The following is a 21264-nucleotide window of genomic DNA, read 5'->3' as shown; positions in this document are numbered from 1 at the left end:
CTCAGAGTATGCCAGTTCAACGGGCTCGTTCTATCGACGATCTCTTCGAGGCGGTGGCGGGCTACGATCTCGTGTTGACGGTCGACGCGCCGCTCAGTCTTGCGCTCAATCGACGGCTGGACCACCCACGACTTGGTCGGTTCGCGGCCACGCCACAGATGCTCGCGGCCGACGAGTTCCGACCGCAGGACCAACGACAGCTCTTTCTCGACGTGATCGAGTCGACGGCACTGCCCTGGAAACAGGCCGCTCATCTGGTCGAGTTGATCCTCGGTTGTTGGGAGGAGACAGGTGATCGACAGGCGATCCTCGAGTTCGAACGCTACGATACACCGAAAACGCGGGAGGTACTCGAGGTCATCGCGTCCGTCGAGAGTGCGCATCGCGATCTTGAGGAGTACCGGATCGACGACGACCGTGAGGTCGCCGTCATCGGCGAATCCCAGTTCAGCGCGCTGGACCGGTCGATCCTGCCCGCCGAGTACGACGTGATCGACCCGCTCACGAGCGAGGCCTTCGACCTGCCGGCGTTCCACAGCTTCGCGTCCCGGACAGCGATCGTCGAGGCGATCGTGGACAACGTGACCAGCGACAACGCCGACGACGTGGCGATCGTCATGGACCGCGGCGGACCCTTCCCCGCGTTGATAGAATCGGCACTCGAAGCGCGGGACATCCCCTTCCACGGCGGGCCAGGCTTCGCGGACGACGAGGGACTGCGGACGTTCCTCGAACTACTCAGGTTAGCGCACGCCGATTCGAGAGCCCGCGTCGGGGACGTGCGACCGATCGCTCGCGGGCTCGGAATCGACCTCCCCGTCGACGACGAGGACAAACTCCTGGGTGAACTCGAAAGTGCGGCGGCCGAACCGATGCAGGCGTTCTGTGCGAACGTCCCCGAGTGGACGTTCGGCGAAGCGATCCGGGAGTTCGAGGAGCTGTCGGACCGGTCACTGAACGTCGTTCGGGACGAACTCGACGTGCTCGGGTTGGTGGACAAGACGGTCACGGACGGCCGACTCGACGATCTCGAATTCTACTTCAGTGCGTTCGACGTACCGATCGACCGCGAGGACAGCGGCGTCCTGCTCGCCGACGCGAACACCTCGACCTACGTCGACCGGCCCGCCGTCTTCTATCTCGGACTGGATGCAGACTGGACCCACCAGGTCATCGATCGGCCGTGGATCGACACCGAACGGAAAGACCGTGAGCACCTCCGGCAGTTCCAGCTCCTCCTCCAGAACGGTCGCGAACAGTATTATCTCGTTCAGGAGACCAGCGCCGGCGAACCCGTCCGGCCGTGTCTGTACTTCCACGACCTTCTGGACGACGACATCGAGACGTTCGACGATTTCGAGACGATCCCGCACACGTATCGGCGAGGAGATGGCTCGACCGGGTTCGAGCACGACCCCGTCAGCGCAGCGCCCGAGTCGATCGAGACGATCAGCCAGTCGAGTCTGTCCACGTTCGTCAACTGTCCGCGCGATTACTTCTTCGATCAGGTGGTCGAGCAACCCGATCGGGACTACTTCCGGAAAGGGAATTGCTATCACGACTTCGCCGAGTTCTACGTCAACCACCCGGACGTAGTCGCCGATGCGGATCGAGCTGAACTCGTCGATCTCTTTCTCGACGAACTCCGGCCGTTCGTCGATCAGGTGGATCGTGACGTCCTCGAAACGGAATTCGACGTGGGGCTTGACCTGATCGAGCGATTCATCGACGAGAATCCACCGGTCGAGCGTGACTACAGCGAGTACGAGGTGTTGCCCTTTGGGAATCTCGTCGCCAACTATTTCGATCACCCGATCGATTCACCGATCACCGAGCAGTGGTTCGAAAATCCGGAACTCGGCGGGAGAGGCAAGGTGGATCTCATTCACTCCCCGACGCAACTTCTCGATTACAAAAGCGGGTCGGCGAAATCCGCGTCACAGGTCGTGGATCGCTCGTCGATCGAGGAGATTCACGACAAACCCGACTTTCAGGCCATGCTCTATCTCGCCCATCACCGTCGGGTTCGTCCCGACGAGCCGATCGATTTCGTGTTCTATCACTTCCTTGACCTGGTCGACGATGCCATTACTGGAACCGCCGATGTCGAGGACGCGCTCGTCCGCGTGACCTACTATCCCGTGGCGTTCGACGAGTGGGTCGGCTCACAGACGGCGTTCGACGCACTCTGTGAGGGCGTCGCGGAGAGCAACGATCGACGGAAAACACTCGAAAAGTTGGGATATGACGCGTATGCCCAGTTCCTCGGTTCGCACACGTTTCCCGACGTCGACGAGAAGGAGATACTCCTCGATACCGAGTTTGCGGATGCATTCGTCAGGTACGCTCGCGACCGAGTCGGCGAGTACAAGTATGTCACGTCGGGAATCGAGAGCGCGCTCAAAACTTTGCTCGACCTGCGTGGCGAGAACTATTTCCGGGACGATGTCGAGGCGTTCGAGGCGTTCCTCGACGAGCAGATCGCCCTGATCAACGAGTATCGAGAGTCGTCGTTCCCGGTCGGCGATCCTAACCTGGATCGCGTGACCCATCGTGACCTGCTGCTGACAGAGGGCGGTGGTTTCGATGACTGAGCCCACGCCGAACGCCCGGCAGCGCGAATTGATTGAGGCGATCGAGGGGATTCACGTCGTCGACGCCGGCGCGGGGACGGGCAAGACGTTCGCGATCACGCGTCGGTATGCGAACCTACTGAGTGAGGGGTACGAGCCTGACGACGTGCTGCTGGTCACGTTCACGAACAACGCCGCCACCGAGATGAAAGAGCGCGTCGTCGCGCGGTGTGACTACTCGATGTCTGCGCTCCGGGACGCACCGATCAGCACGTTCCACAGCTTCTGTCACGACCTGCTCCTCGAATACGGGGCCGACGCGCCCTCGTACCTCGGCATCGACGACCAGATCACCCAATCGACGCAGCTGCTCGAAAACGAGGTCATCGAGGCCGATCGCTTTCGGACCTTCCTCTCGCAGTTCGTCGACGCCCATCCCGAACACGAGGCCGTGTTCCGGGTGCTCAACGATCCGACCGCCCTGCTCGAGTTGATCAGGGAACTCGCCGCGAAGGGCGTCTTCCCCACTGTTGACGGGTGGTATCGCGATGGTGCGGCCGCTCTGGACGGCGATTTCGGGGCCTTCGAGGAGTTGTTTGCCGAGGCGAACGCACCAAACGAGGGAGCGAACGGAGCCACACAGTCGAACCTTCGCACCTCCCTGAGCGGGTTCGAGCGCGATCGCTGCTTCCTCCCGGACGCCCCCAGCGAGGACGAGTTGCGAGAGGGCTATCCCTCGATCGACGACCGGTGGGCGGAGGAAGCGTTCGTGGAGGACCGCGAGGCGCTGACGGAGTTCATCCACGACGTGTACGTCGAGTATATCCAGTTCGCGGTCCGGCGGAACTACCTCAACTTCAGCTTCCTCCAGCTATTCGCTTTCGTCCAATTGTGTGAGGATCACGCGCTCCGGGAGTCGATCGCCTTCGAGCAGGTGATGGTCGACGAGTTCCAGGACACCAGCGAGATCCAGTTCAAGCTCACACTCTTGCTCGCCGGGACCGACAACCTCTGTGTCGTTGGCGACTGGAAACAGTCGATCTACGGGTTTCAGTACGCCGCCGTCGAGAACATTCGCTCGTTCGAACGACGACTCCGGGCGTACAAACGCGAACTCAACGGCGAGCACGAACGCGTCGCCTTCCCCATCGAGGAGGTAACCACGATCCCATTGCGGCGGAACTACCGCTCGACGCAGTCGATTCTGGACCTCTCGCGGCACGCCCTGACGGTGCCCGCGACGGGTAGCGAGTCGGTCGACCGAACCGTCGAGGATATCGACGGCCTCGAGGCGGCGACCGATCGGGACCACTCGACGATCGCGGCGTTCACGAGTGCGAGCGAACACGAGGCGATCCTCGATCGGATCGAGACGATCGTCGGCAACGACGACTACGCGGTTGACGAGAACGGCGACCTTCGCACGCCACGCTACGACGACATCGCGGTCCTCACCCGAACGCGACGCTTCGGGCGGGAGTTACAGACCACGGCCGACGAGTTCGGCGTCCCGGTCGCCTACGAGGGCGGCGTGAAGCTCTTCGAGACCGATCAGGCGATCCTGCTGCTTGCATGGCTCCGGATTCTCGCCGACGAGGACTCGCGACGTGGCTGGGCGGTCGTCCTCGAACGGGCGGGCTACACGCTCGCAGAGGTCGAGCAGATTCTCGACGAGCACACGTATCCCGACGCGATGGACGCGTTTCGCGACCGACTCGCGGCGATGGAGTCGATCGGTGCGATCGCCCGGCAGGTCTTCGAGCGCTACGGATTTGAGGACGCCTACGCGAGTTCGCTCGTCGCCCTCCTGCAGGATGTCTCGGACGGGACGACGCGGAATCTCGGCGGGATGATCCGCTTCATCGAGCGGAGTCTGGACGCTGAGGCGACCCACGAGATCGACGACAACCCGGGCGGGGACTCGATCACCGTCCAGACGATCCACGCGGCCAAGGGGCTGGAACACCCGATCGTGATCGTCGCGAATATCAACCGGTACAGTTTCCCGCCAGCGGGCGGCGGCGACGATCGGATTCGCTTCGAGGATCCGATCGGCCTGCGCCAGACGAAACTGTCTTCGACAGCCCACGGTCAGCCCCACCTCTACGACAACTGGCGGTATCGCGTGCTGTCGGCGTGTCTGGGTCGTGACTACGACGAGGAGCGCCGTCTGCTCTACGTCGCGATGACGCGAGCGCAGGATCACCTGCTCTTTTCGGCGGGCGCGGAGCCGAGTCCGCTGTTCGAGAATTTGCCGCTGGAACCCGAATCCGTCGAGCCGGACCTTGAAGAGTCCAGGATCGATCGGACCGAACAGACGCGATTGCAGGTGTCGATCCCGGAGCCCGACGTGCCGGCTGGCCAGTCACCACACGCACTGATGGACGATCGCGTGTTCGAGGATCGCGACGACGGTCGTGGGATCGAGTTCGGGAATCGAGTTCACGAGTTCGCCGAACAGTATGCCGACGGCGAGGCTGTCGAGCCTGCGAGTGATGACGAACGGCGAGTTCGAGACTTCATCGATGAGCTGGAGGGAGAGCTGCACGTCGAAGAGGACGCGTACCTGCCGGTGTCGGTCGGCGAGCAGGAAGTGACTATCTCCGGCGTGATCGACTTGCTTCACGTGACTGGCGATCGTGTCGAGATCGTCGACTACAAGACCGACCGTACCCGGGACGCCGAAACCGAGTATCGCAAACAGCTAAGCGTCTACTATCATGTCGTCCGACAGCTGTATCCCGATCGAGAGATTGAACCGAGTCTCTTTTATTCTGGTAAAGGTACTGTCGTAGCCATCGATCCACTCTCGATGGAATCTCTCTCGGATCTGGTTAAAATCGAACGAGAATCAAATAGGAGCGATCAGGGAGAGAATCCTACTATTCGATAGGTGCGTCTATGATTTAGTTGTCAGAGTGGTAGTGTCAAACAGTAGTTCTCGACCTCGGGCGCCAGCGAGATGACCTGCTCCCGACGTTTCAGCTCTTGGCGACGCGTCTCGATTCGCTCTTCGAGTTTTTCGAGACGCTCACGCTGGCCCCGGATCGCGATGTCCATATCCGAGCCGGCCTCGGACTTGCGTTCGTACTCCTCGATAAAGGACTCGATGCGCTCGCGTTCGGACTGTGCGTACTCGTTGAGGTTTTCGAGTTCCCGGGCAGTCTCTTCGTGGCGTTTGGAACTGAGGTCGGACTTGATCTCGTTCACCCGAGCACTCACATAGCGGTCGGCGGCTTCACGAAGTTCGTCTTCGGCGTCCACTACTGTCCGGATGTCATCCACCCCTGGTTTCGCAGACACCGTCTCGCCCTCGACGACGCGCTCACCGAGCCCTTGTTGGGCATCCCGTTGCTCCGCGTCGACGAAGACGGGGATTGTCTCCTCCCGGATTGCCTCTCCGGTGCCATCCTCGAACGCTACGCGATAATTGTAGGTAACTCCCGGCGTGTCGACGAACGGGAGGAGTTTGAGGCCGACATCTCCCCGATCGAACTCCAGCACGCGTGCCATGAGTCGCTGGAGGACGTCCGTGTCGGGCGCTACGAACGTGATTTCCTCGTGCTCCATCGCAAATTCGCGGTCGAACGTGAACGGGCCGAAGGTCGCATCCTCATCCGGGGGTCGGATGTCCTCGGGTAATTCGGCCTGATAGAGATTGGTGCCGCGCTTCTCGAACTCGCCGCCGAAGGCCTCGACTGCCTGCTCGAAGAACTCCCGAATGTCACCGGCACTCCCGTAGACGTCTTCGGACTCGTCGACGACCTCCTGTATCTGCCGGCGGCTCTCCGCGTCGAACGTGCTGGTGTCGACGAGACTCCGTTCGTACCACTCTTCGAGCGTGCGCTGGCGCTCCTCGATCAGGTCCTCGAGTTCCTCCTTGGTTGCGCTCGGCGGCTCGTCGTTCTGGATGGACTCCATAATGAGCGAGTCCACGTCGATGTCGTCGAGGATTCCGAGCACGTCCGCCGTGTTGCCGAGCTTCGAGCGAATCTCTTCGACTTTGGTCTGGAGCATCTCGAAGATTTCACTCTCACGAGTGTCATCAAAGAGGAAGTTCCAGACCTTGACCTCCCTGTCCTGCCCGTAGCGGTGGATCCGGCCGATGCGCTGTTCGAGCCGGTTGGGATTCCACGGCAACTCGTAGTTCGCCATAATGTGGCAGCTATGCTGGAGGTCGATCCCCTCGCTCGCCGCGTCGGTCGCGAACAGCAGTCGCGACTGGCCGTGATTGAACTCGTCTTCGATGCGGGCCCGCTCCTCTTTGTCGACGTCACCGTGGATGACCAGAATCTCTTCGGCCCACGGCTCGTCCTGTACGAAGTCGAGGAGGTAGTCGAGCGTATCCCGGTACTCGGTGAACAGCAGGAGCTTCTCGTCTGGTTGCTCTTCGAGGAGTTGGCTGATGAACCGCCGTACCTTCTGGGCCTTCGAGTCGACGGGCAGGTCTTCGGCGAGTGAGACGAGATCGCGGAGCGTGTCGATCTCCTCTTGGAGTTGTTCATCGTTGCTGGCGACGGTCAGCCCGGCAATCTCGTCTTCCGCTCGCTGCTTGTCGTCCTCGTCCAGATCCTCGCCGTCGAGGTAGGCCTCGGCCTCCTCGGAGAGTTCGTCCGTCGCCGTCTGTTCATCGAGCAAATCGTTCAGCCGCCGGCGGAGCGTGGCGTGAATCGCGCCGACGCTGCTGACCAGCCGCTTCTGCATGAGCGCCATCGCGAACCCGACCGCGGGCTCGTTCAGCTTCTCAGAGCGATTGTAGACGTTCTTGACGTAGTCCGTGACGGCGCGGTAGAACTGCCGTTCGTCGTGGGTCATCGAGACGGAGACAGAGTTGACCTCCCGGTCGGGGAAGATGCGCTCGCCGTCGTCGTCGTAGATGTCCGTCTTGCCGCGTCGGATCATCACACGGTCGACTGTCTCCTGCGAGAGCTCGCGGTTCTCGGCGACGAGGAAGGGGTCGATGTACTCGACGAGCGACCGGAATGCCTCTCCCTTCCCGTCGTGAGGCGTCGCACTGAGGAGGAGGAGTGAGTCGGAGTTGCCCGCAACAGTCTCGACCATGTTCGCCGTCTTGCTCGGGGAGTCGCCCCGCTTCGCGGCCTTGTGGGCCTCGTCGACCACGACGACATCCCAGAACGCGTCTCGGAGCGCCGACCGGAACTCCTCTTGCCGCAGGAAGGCCATACTGGTGACGAGTTGCTGCTGGTCTTGATTCCAGATATTGGCCTCCTCTCCGAGACGCCGACGCTCGCCTTCGACCCACGCCCGGTCAGCGACGGTGAGATCCACGTCGAAGAAGCGATCCATATCCCGGATCCACTTCTTCTGGAGGTGGGCAGGGACGACGAAGAGGACGCGGTCGGCCCGGTTTCGGGCACTCAATTCTTTGAGGATGAGCCCCGCCTCGATGGTCTTCCCGAGACCGACGTCGTCCCCGATGAGCGCACGCTGTCGGAGTTTCTGCATCACCCAATTGACGCACGCCAGCTGGTAGGGTTCCAGCCGGACGAGCGAGTTGGAAATGCTCAGCAACTGTCCCTGCTCGTGGGCGAGCTTCAGCTTCGTCGCCTGCGTGTGGAGGTCGAACCACTGGGCAGATACGGCCTCGTGATCCGGATGAAGATCATCGAGTTGCTGCCCGGAGAGGGTCTCCAGCCCGGTTTGGTGTGGCTGGATATCGACGTCGTCCAGACAGACCGTCTTGACGCCCTCGCCGTCGATGTATGCTCGAAGATACTCGATGTCACCAACTGTCCGCGTCTGGATGACCTCCGCGGACGTGCCGTTGAGAATCACTTGTTGGCCGGAAGAGAATGTCGTGTCCGTCATCGAGTGATTCCTCGATTAAAATGTAACACGACATCTTGAATGTTATTTGTCATAGGTGATCCTACTCCCATGGTGGGTGCTAAATCACATCCGTCGCCGTGGTTTGGTATCATGGCCCCGGTGAGTAAGATGCGTCAAGTGCGGCCTGATCCAAATCTTGATTCACCTCATTAATCGATAACCCGTGGTCGATGTCATGGTCGATATATCGAAGTAGAATTTTGGCAAAAACCACACGAGCCTCTTCAGCAAGAGCGGAGGCGCTATAATTGTCGAGTTCACTGTTATTGACCTCGTCAATTGCATCCGCGAGCGATCTATCTTGATGTACAATCTCTCCTCGAACGGCATAGAGCCCCGAAAGAAAATCCCTAATTTTCTCACGGTTCCACGATAATCGATTCGACCCGTCAAGTAGGAAACTCCCACGTAGCCCGATCCGGAATGTGTAGGAAGATCCTTGTGTCCCTCTTAGAAGCGTACCTTCTAAAGCGATCAAACAATCAAGGATTGCATCTTCGTCTCTCCGCTTATGGAACATCTCTTCAAATCTCACAAGGGGCTTGTCGTAGTGAGAATCCTGACCAGTAAAGTAAGAGGAATATCTGTCCCAAAACGCGCTGAACCCTTTTTGACCGTCATCGAGTACTATTTCTCCGTGCCCCGCCTCCCGCTCGACATTTACTTCATCAACAATATCTACAGCAATCCCACGGTATGCCAGCCAACTCGGAGACAGTATATATCCCGTTCCAAACCCGGGGTCACAGCGTGGTTTGTAGTGGTGAAGGGTTCTTTCGAGAGTATCCACTAATTCCCTCATCAGATGATCGTGAATCTTGGATGAAAGGTTGTCCACCGTTAGTACGGAGACGGATTCAGCATCGAGTTTACTAGGATCCCCTCCTCGATTATTCAGAATATATTCTCGGACGTTCTTGCGCCTTCTTTTGATAGTTACTCGCAGTACATTCGAGTAAGAGTAGTCTTGAGTGGGTTCCGGGAGTTGAGTGTTGGTTGGCGCATCAAAAGGAGCATCGAATGTCGCTATTCCGTTCCACTCAGCATCAGAGACATCCGTTATTTCTATGTTAGAAAAATTATATGGGCCATCGAATTGGCTATCGAATTGAAGCCCTGTCCCGAGAGTTATATCCGATCCTGCTCTACCGCCTCGTAGCGGGACAAGAATTTCATACTTCTCTCGATCTGCATAATCTGGTTCAAACTGGCGATCGTAAGCAGCCTCAAAGGCTGCATCATCGAAATCAAAGCTGCTAGCGTAATCCAAGACAAGTCCGGCGAAGCCCCTTAGACTATCCTCTATTTTCCCCGATAACTCCTCATTGACGACGAATTGATTCCCTTCCCCGTCTATATCGACTTCTGGAACCATCTCAAACGGGAGCTCATCAGCAATATGTTCAGCAATAGACTCAAATTCACCAGAATAGTGTTCTCCCGGATTTCGCCTCAGCGCAAGTGAAGGGCGGTTAATTTCTGTAGTTTCTCTGAATCTCACTCCAGACCCGGTCAGTTTGAAGACTGTGTCGGTAGGTATCTCGTCTTCACCTTGTTTTATCGAGGATATGTAGTCTCTGCAAGCAGACTTCACATCGTCGTGAACATCGGATTTCAGAGTCATGAGCTGAATTCACCCTTGCGTGATGCTGATGAAGTCGAGTACGAACTCCTGTGGAAGGAGACCGCCGTGGTAGAAGCGGGCGTCGCCGACACCCTGCTTGCTGAACCGCCTGAGCGGGCTCGCGAAGGCGCTGACGTTGGCGTCGAGATATCCCAACCGAGTGCTGGCGTCGAGCAGCACACCGGGCGAGTCCTCGTCGACGTTCTCGCCGGCAACCCACCGACGACCGGAGTCTGTCGACTCCGTCGGTCGTGAGATTTTCCCCGGGGTTACGTCGTGAGGCAGGAGGACGAACCCGTGGTCGGTCAGGACGTAGGCCTGATCCCACTCGCCCTGTTCGACCTTCGTGCCAATGAATTCCGCGAGAGAGTCGACACGCTGGGCAAGCATCTCTTCGAGATCGCTGAGTTCCTTCTCACCCATATTGTCGAGGTCATTCTTGAAGTAGGCCACACGCGTCGACTGCCAGCCCTCGTCTTCCTCGCGCGTGACCGTCCAGCCGTCACCATCCAGCAGCGAGTTGCGTCGGTTTGTGTTGACTTCACGGTTGTTGCGGAGCGGCAATAGGTCGCCATCGACGAGCGAGATGTCGAACATCTGGACTTCACCGGGCGTGAGGGCGGCCTTCCCGAACTCGGTCTCCGAGGGTAGTGTCCCGAGCCAGACACTCTCTTCGACGGCGAACTCGGGCGCGTCGGCCGGGATGGTCGCCACGTACTCGCGGAGTTCGTCCGCGAGGCGACGGGCAAGGTCGAGTCGAAGGGCGTCGATGACGAACAGCGCGACCGTCTGCCCGCTCTCGAGGCCGTCGGATTCCTTGGTGAAGAACTGGTAGGCGTGATCCTCGTCGACGAATGGAGCGCCAGCCTCGATGGTCTCAGTGACGAGGTCGCCGAGGTCTTCGAGGTAGTCGACGTACTCCGACTGGAGCTGGGTGCGGAGGTCGTCCAGCGTTTTGGTCGCCGGGTGGTTGCCGGGAAGGTCAGTCTCCGGTTCGCCGGAGACGACGAGATTAAGGATGGCGTTGTCGATCTGCCACGTACCGTCATCCTCGTCCGCGTACAGGGAGACGACGTCGTCGTTCACGTTCTCGTCCCACGTGTCGAGCTGATGTGCGAGACGGGCCACCTCGGCGGCCTGCTCCCACGTTTGCGTCCACGGGCTATCCGGGCCGTATGCGCCTCGGTAGTTCCCGTGGATGTCCTCGCTCCCGAGGAGGGCTTCGTACCGTTCCTCGGCACGATCGAGACACTCCTCGTAGTCACCGACGTCGAAGGACGCGTGCCACTCATCCCAGAGACGGCGTTCGAGTGCAGCGTCTACGATACAACTCGACAGTTCCCACGGATCGTCGATGGTATCGACTACGTCGGGCCACACCGCCTCCCCGAGGTAGCGGTCGGCGATCAGATCGGGCGAGGTCGTGTTGTTCAGCAGTGACTTGAGTTCCGGCAGGTCGTGAGCGCCGGCGGTTTCGGCCCGGAACTTGCTGGGGAAGCGGTCGGCGTCGGCGCCAGCGTGAATCAACCACTCCGCGACCGCCCACCGACGCGTCTGGGTTTCGATGGTCGTAGGCTCGCTCTCGTCGGCGACCGCGTCGACGCCCTCGCTGGTCAGCAAGTCCTTCATCTGGTCGACGGTCTGGGGATCGTCGTCGATATCTGCCCAGCCGTTCTCCAGCACGAACGCCACCGGATCGGTATAGCCCCCGGTGACGATCTGGGTACGGAGTTGTTCGAGCGTCGGGAGCTGGCCGCCGGTGAGTTGGTCGTGGAGGATTCGCGCGATCTCCCGGCGCTGCTGAGGGTTGTCGGATTGGGTGGCGTTCTTCAGTTCCCACGCTTGGAGCTGTTCGCTCCCGAAGACGTGGACGGTGAGATCCTCGATGCTCATCTCCACCTCGCTCCCCGTGTGCTGGACGTCCCGAAACCAGTCGTAGTCACCTTCTCTGTCGGCTGGCTCTTTGACGTGTGGAACGTACCAGACCTGCTCACCGTCGACTGGGTCAGCACGGAGTTCCAGCGGTGTTTTTTCGGCAGTCTTCAGCGGGACGCCGAGTTCGGCACAGGCCTGCTGGAGGATGTCTTCGAGGTAGTTACCGTCGTCCCACCAGAGAACGATCGGGTCGTTCGACTCTGCGCGGTCGAATTTGCGGCGGATTGTGTCTTTTGCAGCGTCAGGGAGAGTTTGGGTAGCTTGCATCGATGTTATTCTTTACTACTATCGGAACCATTCTCCTCCGAAGAGATTACGTTGTACTCTTCAAGATCCGTTTCAAGGCCATGTTTTGAGAGGATCCTAATTATATCATCTCTGGCCTGAACAAGCTCCAAATAAGATTTTGAGCCAGTGATAACGCATTTCCCGGAGTTAAAGAGAAGAACCGTGGAATTTCCACCCCCTCGATATATGATTCCCGGAAACTGTTCAGGCTCATACTCAATATTCTCAAGGCCAAGTGCAATAGACAGGGCTGAAAGATCTATTTCTCGTCCTATATCAAAGTCACCGACAATATTCTGAACGAGTAAATCATTTGTATTTTTATCGACATCAATACCAAGCATAGCTAATTTTCCGAGAAAATCATCGACCCCTTTTAATAACTCTTCTTTGTTTTTAGCCCCCACAATAGCTAATCGCCCACTCGAAGGAGTTAGTACGCTCATACTGCTATCTATATCGGGACGATAGATCATACTTGGATATGTCTCCGGATGATAGTCTGTATTTTCCAGATCTGAATTGAGGGCCCCTAAATCTAGCTCCCTCTCTAATCGAAGTGAACCAACAAGGTTTGAAATAGTAATCCCGCAGTCATTTCTTAGAGTCTCTTCACTAATAACGGCATCAAGTTCGTCGATTCGGTGTTCAATTTTCGGTACTGAATCCATATCAGTAATCTTCCAATACCCGTTGACGATCTCCACTAGCCCCTTTTCTTTCATTATGTGTAGAAATTCCCCAACATAAGCAGCGAGTGTGCGATCAGGATATTTTTCTTGGGCTAGCTCAGCTATTTTTTCCTGAGTTGCGCTCCCACTCAGTTCTGACAAAAGCTGACAGATCTCTCCTTGGGTCATGGGATACCTTGATCGTCTGTTGGGAAAAAGTCGGATAGCATCTTTTGTAAGTCCATAAGTTCAGGATTGTGATAGATATTTTGATACCCGATTATAGTCATCTCAAATCACCTTGTCCTCAACAATATCCGGTACAATATTTTTGTCTGACAGAGGTATTATATTTATTTCTACACCATGCTTATATTTGGGTTGATAACCCTGTGTCAAGATCTCAGATAATGCTCGATCTTCCCAATTCGAAGGGATTGACTTCGTAAGCCGTTCGCAATCCTCATTAATTTCTTCTGCAAGATTGATATAGTCTTCAAGGCCAACTGCTAGTTCCGCAAGGATCTGGCCTTCTTCGGATAAATCCTCTTTCGGTGTCCCATCTTCCAGATATTTAGTGCCATCTTCGAAGTAATATGTCATAAATAAAATACCGTTGCTTGCAAAGTGGGTTGACCCAATTACCTCATCAAAATATGAGAGATAATCATAATAGTGTGCTTCAACAGGCTCTGACGCGTCCCTGCTGTAGGCCCTACAGGCTTCTTCGAGTTCCTTTAGTGATCCTGTCCACTCTTCTCTCTCCTGCTGTGCAGTAGGATAGAATGTTTTCGTAAATATATCAGCTAGGCTTACGTCATCTTTCTGGGCCAACTTTTCAAGAAGACGGAGACGCTTTTCGGTCTTTTCACGGAAATCCTTTACTTTAGACTCTAAATTAGAGGCTATATTTTGTTTGCTTTGATCCCAGTCTCGAGTATTGGCCATCGCAAGTTCTTGAATCACTTCTTCAAATACTGCTATCTGCTCAAGAGCATTCGTACAAAACTCGAACTCTTCAGTAGCTTCTGCTCGCTCAGTACTGGAAAGTGATTCATTATTTTGACGTTGATTTGCAGCAGAACGTTGTTCCCTGAGTTCTGCTTTTCGTGGTTCAAGATACTGATTGCTTAGACGATCAAATAGGGCTGCATCAAGTTGCTTATAATCAATAAAGCAGGCGAATCCATCTTCTTCTCTATCTGACGTCAGACCAGAAGTGGTCATTTTCCAGATGATCGGTGTATTTTCCATCGTGTCGGTATGGAACTCAAATAGGTCATTACTGACCCAGTGGCGAATGTTCGGATATGCCTCCTCGTCTGCTGATCTGCTCCCAAGTAAGTCGTCAATTTCCGCTAATCGATCTTCAGCGTGTCCTTCATATGCGTTTTCGATTCTTTCTTTAACTGCATCAAAGATATTCGGATGACCTCTTTCAGAAGAAATTGGCACAATCCCATCGCTTTTCTGTTGGATAGATTCAACTGCAAAATGATGAAGTAGAAGCTTTATTTGATGTTGAGTATCTCCAACGGATTCCACCAGAGCTGAAGAGATTTCACGATTTTCTGGATCCTCTCCTGTGCGAAGAGCTATTTCAGAGATGATTTTCTGCCTCACCTTATCCTGTATCTCCAGCTCATCATAGATTATTTCGTCTACTTGGGTAGCAAGTTGTTCAAGCTGACTACTCTTTCGACTTTTCCGTTGTTGCGCTTTTTGAACTGCTTCAGTAACCGATACTGCCGGATTCGACCCACTAAAATCGGTCTTTGAAATTTCTTCGATTTTATCTAAAACAGGATGGTTATAGAAGAATTCGACATTTGATTGATCTGGTAATAGGGCCGGGCCGATATAGAAAGGACTAGTAGGATCATATACTCGCTGGGAAATCATTAGCTGATACTGCTCCTTGGAAATATCTATTAGCTCCTCTTCATCATCTAGGTCGCTGATCCAAGGAATTCGGCCAACATCACCTTGGTTCCACTGTCTTTCTGGAGTCAATGAAAGGAAGAGACAGTGATATAGGTCACTATTTAGAACAGACATCAACCTCCAAGGAGAGTAATCCTCCTCGGGGAATACCATTGATCCGGCAACATCGAATACATAACCTTCTGGCAGATAGCCAAATCTCCTCCCTGTATCCTTAATGTATGTCCAGCTTAGCCCTTCTTTGCCATAGAACTGACTATTCTGGAATCGGGCACGTCCAGCAGCGCGGATCTCCCTTCCTCCTCCATTGAAGTTCACCGTATGGATGGCTGGTGGAATAATCCAAGCGTCTGCACCTCCCTTCGCATATGGGCGGAAATCGTCAGAGATTGATTCCCAGTGTTTTCGTAGGAACCGGTCGTTGTTACCCGTCTGGAGGCCTGTTGCAATCGTAGAGATACTGTTTCCATCGATCTCTGCTACCTCAGCATCTATTTTCAAATCAGTGTCGTGTAGATACCGGATTTCCGAAGGTATAGAATAACTCAGGGGAGTTTCGGGCACGATCGAAAATTCAGATAGCTGAACATTATATAACCTTTTTCTTTTGATATCATCTGACTTTGAGATTGTATCCAAGAAAGCTTCTTCTTTGCTTTCGCTTTCAACATCATACAGCCGAATAAATGATCCAGTATCATCCCCTTCAACTCCTGACCTAACAACAGTAGCAGCTGTACGGACAGTAGCATTATCAAGAATTCCTAACCCAAATTCAGCAAGGAAATCAAAAACCCCCTCTCCACCAACAAAGTCTTCTCGGAATTGTTTAAACCATTTTTTGAACATAAACGACCGGGGGATAAGCATACCGATACGGCCGTTTTCTTTTGTTATGTTATCACAGACTTCGAAGAAATTTATATAATATTCGGGGTTGTACCTGTAATGTTCTTCAACATATTCAGTTACTTCATCGGGCATCCGTTTTCGCGACCCATAGGGGGGATTCATCAGAGCAACATCATATTCCTGAGCGAGTATATCGATTAACCGAATGAAGCTTCTCAAATCCTGTGCAAGGAACGATTCGTTGTTATCATGTTCTGCAATAGCTTCCTGTAGTGTATGTAGAAAACCGCTTAAAGTATAATCAGCTGTAAAATCATCCTCGAAAGTTAATTGAAGCCCCTCACTATCGTCACTAAACATTTCTCCAAGGGTTCCTCGAACATCGAGGAGGCTACCAAGGCCGTGAATGTCTTCAAAAGATCTTACAATATTATTTAAGGCTTCTTCGACATCGTCTTCACTTAGAGCTGATTTGATACTCGAACTATTGGAAATAACCTCATCAAATACATCTTCGATCCCCTCTATGTCGGCGATCTTCGCATCTGCACAAACAATACTCACTTTGGGCATTTCAAAGTCACTGCCACCTTCTGCTTCAGTACGTGTCCTCCCTTTCAGATAGAGATTGAAGGCAGCGAGTTGGCAGGCTCGCATATCAAGGTCAACGCCATAGAGATTATGTTTCAAAATCTTACGAGGTATATCTTTATGATCGACTTTCGTTTCCTTCCTCCAAATACGTTCCAGAATATCAAAGGCATATAACAAAAAGTGGCCACTACCGCAAGCTGGATCTATTACGCGAATGTCTGCAGGCTCGCCAAATTCAGGGGGTTTACCTCCTTCTTCAGACGGTACAATATAGGTGCAAAAATCAGCTAACTCTGCTGATTTCTCAGGTGACAGGGGACGGTTTTTGCGCTCTTGAGGAGTGATTGATTCCTGAGAATCAACGACATTCTGCAGTTCCCCTGTATCTTCTAAATATAGTTTGCCCAGTGAATTGTCAGTGAGCATTCTAACAACCCAATGTGGGGTGTAAAACTGGTTAGCGGGTGGAACATCTTCCGGCTCTAGACCTTGACGTTCTCCCTTTCGTCGAAGATCATCAAGGAGTTTGACGTTGTAGTATTCATAAATCCATCCAAGAACATCATCGGCCCGCCATACTTCGTTGGGAACCTCGTCAAGCATCACACAGAGATCTTCAAAAGTGTCATCATCGGGGTCAATCAGACTATAGGCAGTAGAGCGGTCGAAGAGAATTTCGATTTCCTCGGCGAGATCGTCGCATGCATTTCGATAGGCTTCGAGGACGGCCTCCTCTTCGAGCATGAACTCCTCGGTGACTAATCGGTCGGCCGCCGGCGTGAGTCCATCCTCACGGAATCGCGTCACCTCGTCGTCGATGAAGTCACGAACCTCCATACAGCGAAGGGCAGCGAGTCGATTGACGATGGTATAACCGACGCCCGTGATATACTGCTCGTAGCCGTCATCCCAGTCGTTTCCGTCGACGGCTTCGAGTTTGATGGCCTCAACGAGACCTTCTTCCTCGTCGCTCAGGGACGTATCTTTGTTGGGACGCTCTTCAAGATCGTACTCTTCGAGCTGGTAGCGAACGTTCGCCTCAACGCGTTCGCGCATCTCGGTGACGACATCTTCGAGATGTTCGCGTTCCTCCTTGTCGAGTTGGGCCTTTCGTGGAGTCGTAGAATCCCCTTCCATATGAGAGTCAGCCGATGTTTGGTTCAGACCCGCGGAAGTGTCTTGAATGTTGTCCATCGAATAGATGCCACACGACTTTCGCTGTGATGCGGGAGGGAGAAGCAGGCTGACAACTAACTAGACCTCTCACATAGATTTACATCCCTGACACCACTCGGCGCAAGTATGTCGATGAGAATTTCGTCTTTTTCCGTTCGGAACTACAAAGCAATCAAAGAGCAGACCCTCGAATTTGGAGAGTACAACATCATAATCGGGAAGAACGATGTCGGGAAGTCATCGGTGTTGGAGGCCATAGACCTTCTTCTGAAGTTCGACACGCCGGACAAATCAGACTTCCATATGCTCGATGAGAGCAATACGATTATACTTTGTTGCGAATTCGAAGAGATCTCCGACACTCTGAAGGAAATGTTGACAGACGACTATCTCGACGGTGATAATCTTTCGATAACGGCCCGCTATACGTCTTCCAGTGGACGGACGCCGGACGGGTTGTATATCAATGGCGAGGAGATTGAATCGGGCGCTATACAGATCGACGAAGAGGAACTCAGCAAATCAGATTCCCGTGAGTATATCAAAGAACAGTTATCTGAGACGGTGACTGTCCTTGCCGAACGCGACCACGAAAGCGAAACATCCCTAACTCAAGGGTCATGGCTGACCAGAGTGATGTCCCCCGTGTTTAGCAGTGACAATCTCAACGAACAGAAACAAAAGATTCGTTCCGAACTTGAGGATGAACTAGAGGAAATCAAAGCCTCACTGAATGAGGTACTCTCCGATCAACACTCACACATAAATGATGTTCAAATAGAACTCGGAGATATTGACCTTTCTAAAGCTGTCTCACCGAAAATCGAGGTTCGAGACGACAACGTAGATGAGTGGATGCCACTCTCTGAGCGAGGCTCCGGTGTGGGGAATCAGTTTATTCTATCGATGATGAAGTCGTATGCTGATTCAGAACTTGATGACGGCTACTACGTGCTTTACGAAGAACCTGAAAATTCGCTCCATCCGAGTGCGGTCAGAGAAATGGATCAAGCACTCCGAGAAATCGCGTCACAAGGAAATCAGGTCATCATCACGACTCACTCACAATCTCTGATTGATACTCACGAGAATGGTAGTCTCATCGTTGCGTCGAACGATGATGGGGAAGCAGAGTTCAAGCACGTGAAAGATGATGGATTCGAAGCCATAGAGGCAATCGGCGCTAAAAACAGCGACATCCTCCAGAGTGACTACGTTCTGTACACAGAGGGAGCCTCTGATGCTGCGGTTATTGAGGTTATCTGTCAACACGAATTTGATGATTGGGATGGTATCAATGTTACAGTTCAGCCAGCAGGCGGAGGCAATCTTCGACATCAACTAGAAAACATGAAACATATTAACCGAAATTCCGGTATTCTCATTGATAGTGATCGAACGTCTGAGGGTGGTGAATTGGGCGACCAATCAGCCTTGTTGGTAGATGAAGCAGACCGAATTGACTTGGATCGATGGGTTCTGGAAAGGAGGGAGATAGAGAACTACTTCCACGCGGATGCGATTGAAGATGTGTTAGAGGTTTCAGAATCCATCAATATAGGACATTACGACGAGGCAGAGGATATTCTGGAGGACTACAACTACGATGACGGGAAAGTCCAAAATGCCCGTGACATTGCACAAGTAATGTACGAAATAGGGGTAGATGATGAATTCTCCGACCTAAAGTCAATCGTTGAGGAAGCTTTCGACGGCGTATAGGCTATTTCGTAGTGGACGACAGTCACAGCCGGCTACTAATATTCTGCGAGGTGAACCGTAGCATTTCCGTCACTCGAGAGACTCGACTAACACAACGGAGCCATCTTCGAGATCGTCCACCGTTTCTCGGATCTGCTTCAATTGCTCGTCTACGCCTGCGAGCAACTGTTCGGCCTCCTCAATCAGCTTCCCTACGCGCTCGTCACTCGGTGGACTGCTTCCTTCGACGACGTCGATGACCTCCGTAGTCAGTTCGTGACCGGAGTGCTCGGCCTGCAGTTCGTCGGCGATTTCCGCCAACCGTTCGTCGACTTTGAATGGATCCTCGGCCTCCTCAAGGAGTTGCTCTACCTCGTCCACGGTCGACGGCTGTGACCGAGACAGCGCTTCCTTGACATCACTCCTATCGATGAGTGCAATATCTTTCTTCGAACTGGTAGCGAACATTCGCCTCGACGCGTTCGCGCTCGGTGACGACATCTTCGCGATACACACGCTCTTCTTTGTCAAGCTTGGTACTCCTTATGTCCAATTCCCGTCTAAACGAGAGTCAACCGACCTCTCTTCCAGAACCACGGCTGTCTCGTGAAGATTGCCCATCAGTGGGAGCTCTACAGACGACGAAGGGTGCGATAGATATTCGTGTCCCCCAAGATTAGAGTACACTATCGATGCTGGGCGACGATGCTCCTGGTTCCAGTGGCGGGTCGGGCCCCGGATCTGTTGATCCAACCCAGCCACTGGTGATGCTCGTCCAGCGCTTACAGCAAGCTACCTCAGCTACGTTCGATGATCCAGAGCAGTTCATTGAGGGAATTATCGAGGAATTGCTGGAACTACCACCAGAACAGCGATTCGAAGACGGTGCAGACGTTCTAAAGGAGCATTTTGTCGAGGAGTTCGGAAGCCTGGATGCGTTCGACGTCCAGTTCCCCGTCGCTTCAGCGATCCTGTTCACCTTCCTTGAACAGCTATTGAACCAGTGGGCTGCAAAGATTGCCAGGAAAGCCCTGGAAGTGGACCCTCGTCATAGAAACGCACTTCTCCTCGTCTTGGCTGTCGTGGACGTACTCCAGGACGTAATGGAGGTGATCCAGGCAGGAATACAGTCCGACGATACGACTGGCGAGGATTCCCTTCCACCACTCGAACTAAACGAGCAGGAGAAGTATCAGCTTGGATCAGTGGCGATCGCCTCCTATGCCCGTCTATACAGGGAAATCAAACGAGATCAGAACGGGAAACGGCTGTCTCGTGACGCGTTAGCCACCGATGTACTCTACGGCGAAAGTGGTCTAACTGAGGTGCTGCACCCCAACGTTGAGTACCCTGCAATTGAGGAACTGAGTAGCGAGGAAAGAGCGAGGCTCGCCATTAGACGTGGCGCACTGAGAGTATACAAGGAATCAGACATTTCGGTTGGCCGTGGCGCTGAGTTGGCCAGGATGACTCAGGAACAGTTCGTCAATCTCCTGGAACAAAACGATGTCCGTCCGAATTATGGACCTGACACCGTTGAGGAACTCCATTCTGGTCCGGACCTAATGAATGAATAGCGGGCATCTCATACTCGATAATTCTGTTCTCTCGGCGTTTGCGTCGGGCAGCTGGTTCCACGATCTCTCCTTCTGGAGTGCCGAGTACGATATACTCACCACAGAACGGATTTGGGAGGGTGAGTTCACTCCACATCACGAATATACCAAGCCAGACTGGCTAAGGTCGAAGAGCGTGGATACAGACCGTTTGGACTCGAAGTCAGTAGAACTCGGTGAGCCAGACTGGACACTCATCCGACTCGCTGAAACGGTCACTGATCCCATTCTCGTTTCGAATGACCGACGAGTGATTGCTGAAGCAGAAAAGAGAGATATCGAACGTATGTGGGGAACGAAATTCCTGATCCAAACGTTCGAACTGTGTGGTATTGACGAGGATTCGTTCAACGATGGCTGTTCAGCGTATATTGGGGACGTACACCTACCGGATACAGTCGCCGACGAGCTGCGATCGGCAGAGAAAGTTTGAATTCCAG

At 54.1% G+C, this 21264-nt stretch carries 11 protein-coding genes; 5 read left to right on the top strand and 6 right to left on the bottom strand.

Annotated features, from left to right (window positions below; translation table 11 throughout):
* Window positions 1–8 precede the first annotated feature (8 nt).
* Window positions 9–2594 (top strand): PD-(D/E)XK nuclease family protein, encoded by a 2586-nt coding sequence (locus HUTA_RS09400; protein WP_015789662.1) that lies wholly within the window; start codon window positions 9–11, stop codon window positions 2592–2594.
* Window positions 2587–5466 carry a UvrD-helicase domain-containing protein gene (locus tag HUTA_RS09395; RefSeq protein ID WP_015789661.1) on the top strand — a complete coding sequence of 960 codons (2880 nt, stop codon included), beginning with the start codon at window positions 2587–2589 and terminating at the stop codon, window positions 5464–5466. The genes HUTA_RS09400 and HUTA_RS09395 overlap by 8 nt, the downstream gene beginning before the upstream one ends.
* A 20-nt stretch (window positions 5467–5486) precedes the next feature.
* Here the strand turns inward: HUTA_RS09395 and HUTA_RS09390 are convergent, their stop codons facing one another.
* The 5 genes from HUTA_RS09390 to pglX all read right to left on the bottom strand — a co-directional run bounded on the left by HUTA_RS09390 (window position 5487) and on the right by pglX (window position 17525).
* Window positions 5487–8402 (bottom strand): helicase-related protein, encoded by a 2916-nt coding sequence (locus HUTA_RS09390; protein ID WP_015789660.1) that lies wholly within the window; start codon window positions 8400–8402, stop codon window positions 5487–5489.
* A 109-nt stretch (window positions 8403–8511) separates the two neighbouring features.
* Window positions 8512–10047 carry a hypothetical protein gene (locus tag HUTA_RS15135; RefSeq protein ID WP_015789659.1) on the bottom strand — a complete coding sequence of 512 codons (1536 nt, stop codon included), beginning with the start codon at window positions 10045–10047 and terminating at the stop codon, window positions 8512–8514.
* 9 nt (window positions 10048–10056) lie between these two features.
* Entirely contained in the window at window positions 10057–12249 is a 2193-nt protein-coding gene (pglZ, locus tag HUTA_RS09375; protein ID WP_015789658.1) for a BREX-5 system phosphatase PglZ, read from the bottom strand.
* A gap of 5 nt (window positions 12250–12254) precedes the next feature.
* Complete coding sequence (locus HUTA_RS09370) at window positions 12255–13130, bottom strand: TATA-box-binding protein (protein ID WP_015789657.1); 876 nt, start codon at window positions 13128–13130, stop codon at window positions 12255–12257.
* Between the two features lie 102 nt (window positions 13131–13232).
* Window positions 13233–17525 carry a BREX-5 system adenine-specific DNA-methyltransferase PglX gene (gene pglX / locus HUTA_RS09365; protein WP_015789656.1) on the bottom strand — a complete coding sequence of 1431 codons (4293 nt, stop codon included), beginning with the start codon at window positions 17523–17525 and terminating at the stop codon, window positions 13233–13235.
* A gap of 108 nt (window positions 17526–17633) precedes the next feature.
* Here pglX and HUTA_RS09360 point away from each other — a divergent pair, with 108 nt between their 5' ends.
* A complete protein-coding gene (locus tag HUTA_RS09360; RefSeq protein WP_049941287.1) occupies window positions 17634–19229 on the top strand; it encodes an ATP-dependent nuclease in 1596 nt (531 codons plus the stop codon).
* 69 nt (window positions 19230–19298) lie between these two features.
* On the opposite strand, the gene HUTA_RS09355 is transcribed toward HUTA_RS09360, so the two are convergent.
* A complete protein-coding gene (locus HUTA_RS09355) occupies window positions 19299–19676 on the bottom strand; it encodes a hypothetical protein (protein WP_015789654.1) in 378 nt (125 codons plus the stop codon).
* A 224-nt stretch (window positions 19677–19900) separates the two neighbouring features.
* Between HUTA_RS09355 and HUTA_RS09350 the strand changes: the two genes are divergently transcribed.
* The gene (locus HUTA_RS09350) at window positions 19901–20785 is read left to right on the top strand and encodes a UPF0175 family protein (RefSeq protein ID WP_143920355.1); all 885 of its coding nucleotides are present in this window, start codon (window positions 19901–19903) and stop codon (window positions 20783–20785) included.
* Entirely contained in the window at window positions 20778–21257 is a 480-nt protein-coding gene (locus tag HUTA_RS15305; protein ID WP_015789652.1) for a hypothetical protein, read from the top strand. Before HUTA_RS09350 ends, HUTA_RS15305 begins: the two co-directional genes overlap by 8 nt.
* Window positions 21258–21264: the final 7 nt, after the last annotated feature.

This window comes from Halorhabdus utahensis DSM 12940 (assembly GCF_000023945.1).
GTDB lineage: Archaea > Halobacteriota > Halobacteria > Halobacteriales > Haloarculaceae > Halorhabdus > Halorhabdus utahensis.
Note: the sequence above shows the minus strand (reverse complement) of the source record. Positions and strands in the feature narration are given on the sequence as shown.